Source organism: Nonomuraea rosea, from assembly GCF_039539705.1.
Lineage (GTDB): Bacteria > Actinomycetota > Actinomycetes > Streptosporangiales > Streptosporangiaceae > Nonomuraea > Nonomuraea rosea.
Genome location: NZ_BAABDQ010000112.1, coordinates 1 through 2301 on the forward strand (window position 1 = coordinate 1; position 2301 = coordinate 2301).

Sequence of the window (2301 nt, forward strand, 5' to 3'; positions counted from 1 at the left end):
GAGCGGTTGCCCGACCATCACGAAGCCATGGTCTTGTGGGCAATGATCATCCTCATGGGGCGACGACTCGCACGATCCGCATCTCCCCAATCAACCTGACGATCAGTTTGTACACGGGCACTGAGCGCGGCCGCGGTCGGCAGCGCCTGCAAGCCGCTCGGCCACTTCCAGAACTTCGACTGCCGCTGCGAGGGGGTGTCGTAGACCCGCACGCCGTCCTCGCCGGCGATGACCCGCGTCCGCCCGTCGACCGCCGCCGCGGCCGCGGAGACCCCTTTGGCGCCCGGGTCGCGGAAGGCCGTGCTCTCCGGCATCGTCAATGAGGTCGTCAGGCTCTGCCTGGTGTCAGTGCCCGGGGCCAACCGCCAACCGGCCACGCTGAGCAGCATCGCCCCGGCCGGGTCAGTGGTGCGCAGCTTGTCGGCCTCGGCCGCGACCTGCCGCCCCACGGCCTGGTCGCGCTGCTGGACGACCAGGCTGCTCTGCTCGGCCACCTGCCTGCTCTGCAGCACCGCGACGCCTCCCGCCACCAGCGCCACCGCGAGCAGTCCGGACAGCGCGACCGTGGTCAGCCACCTGCGGCGGATGCGCTTCCTGGTCAGCTCCGTGCCGGCGGCGAGGAAGTCACGTTCCCGCGGGGTCAGCGTGATGTGCCTGCGCCCGGTGGCCGCCCAGGTCAGCACGTGGTCCAGCCGGCTGCCCTGCAGCAGGTCTCCGTCCTTACGCCCGTTCTCGGCCCATTGGCGGGCCGCGTCGCTGATCTGGCTCAGTACGGCGAGCCCGGAGCGATCAGCGTCCACCCACACCCGCAGCCGCGGCCAGGCACGCAGCAGAGCAGGACGCGACAGTCCGACCGCGTCGCCCTTCTGCGTCACCAGATAGGAGAATGCCTGCAAGATGTGCTCGATGGCCAGGGCCTCCCGCTCCGAGCGGCCGGCGAGCAGCTCCTCCTTCAGCGCCCAGCGGACGGTCTCGTGCCCGTCATCGGTGACCGCCACCATGCGGAGGAAAACCTCGGCGGCCAGCTCTCGCTCGTCAGGCGTGAGCGCGCCATAGGCGTCCTCGGCGATCGTGCCCAGCGCCGGGACGGCCAGGTCGGGCACGTGCACCCCCTTCGCCGCATGACTGCCCGCGGTCAGCAGCCCGCGCATGTCCCGATTGTTGCCGCTGACCAAGGCGAGCAGCAGGTCGCGAGCCTCGGGACGGGCCGAAGGGTCCTTCTCCATCGCCGCGGTCACCAGCGTGGCCAGGCGCGGCGGCAGCCCCCTCAGATCAGGCTCCGCCGACAACACCTGGTGCATGACCCCGCCCAGATTGTCGGCCTTGAACGGGTCCTCACCCGTGGAGGCGAACACCATGATCGCACCCCAGGCGAACACGTCGGCAGGAGCTGCCGCCCGCTGCCCCATGAACACCTCAGGCGCCATGTACGTGGGTGTGCCGGACACCTCGCCCGTCTTGGTCAGCGACATGTCCAAGGTTCGCGCGATGCCGAAGTCGATCACCCGAGGACCGTCGGCGCCGAGCAGCACGTTGTCCGGCTTGAGGTCGCGGTGTATCACGCCCGCGTCGTGCACGGCGGTCAGCGCAGTGGCGATCGCGGTGGCCAACCTGTGCAAATCGTCCCCGGTGAACCTGCGCCCCCGGTTGATCGCCTGACGCAGGCTCGGCCCCGGCACGTACTCGCTGACGATGTACGGCCTGCTGCCCGACAGATCGGAGGCCAGCACCCTGGCCGTGCAGAACGACGCCACCCGGCCGGCGGCCGCCGCCTCCTTGGCGAACCGGTCGCGGCCCACCTGGCTGTCGGCCGCATGGAGCACCTTGAGCGCGACCCTGCGCCCCTCACGATCGTAGGCGTCGTACACAACCCCCTGGCCACCGGAGCCAAGCCGCCCCGCCAGCCAGTACTCGCCGATGTGCTGCGGGTCTCCAGCGATAAGCGCATCCACGGCGTGTTAGATGCCCGGACTGCTCACAAGGTTCCAGGTGAACCGCTCAGCCCTTCTTGGAGACCCTGAACCCGGCATGTGGCGGAAGGGAAACACACGCGACGCCGGCCGAGCGTGCCGGTCGGGACGGCACCGGCTTCGCCGTACCGGATGATCGCTCGGCCGGGTGCCGCGACACCCCCGGAGTGTCCTCCGGGGGTGTTCGCAGCCGCTGCCGGGCTCCTAGATGATTGATGCCAAGGCGTAGCTGCGGAGATAGGGCGAGGGTGCCCAAGCTCGATGTGTGACGAAAGAGTTAGACACCCTCGCAACCGCACTGTACGTGCGGATCGATGATGTGTTGAAGGCC

General features: G+C 69.5%; 1 protein-coding gene. It reads right to left on the reverse strand.

Translation table 11 applies throughout. The annotated features are described in order from the left end of the window. Positions 1-17: 17 nt before the first annotated feature. Positions 18-1952, reverse strand: a complete 1935-nt coding sequence (locus tag ABEA43_RS67570) for a protein kinase domain-containing protein (protein WP_345581473.1) — start codon at positions 1950-1952, stop codon at positions 18-20. Positions 1953-2301: the final 349 nt, after the last annotated feature.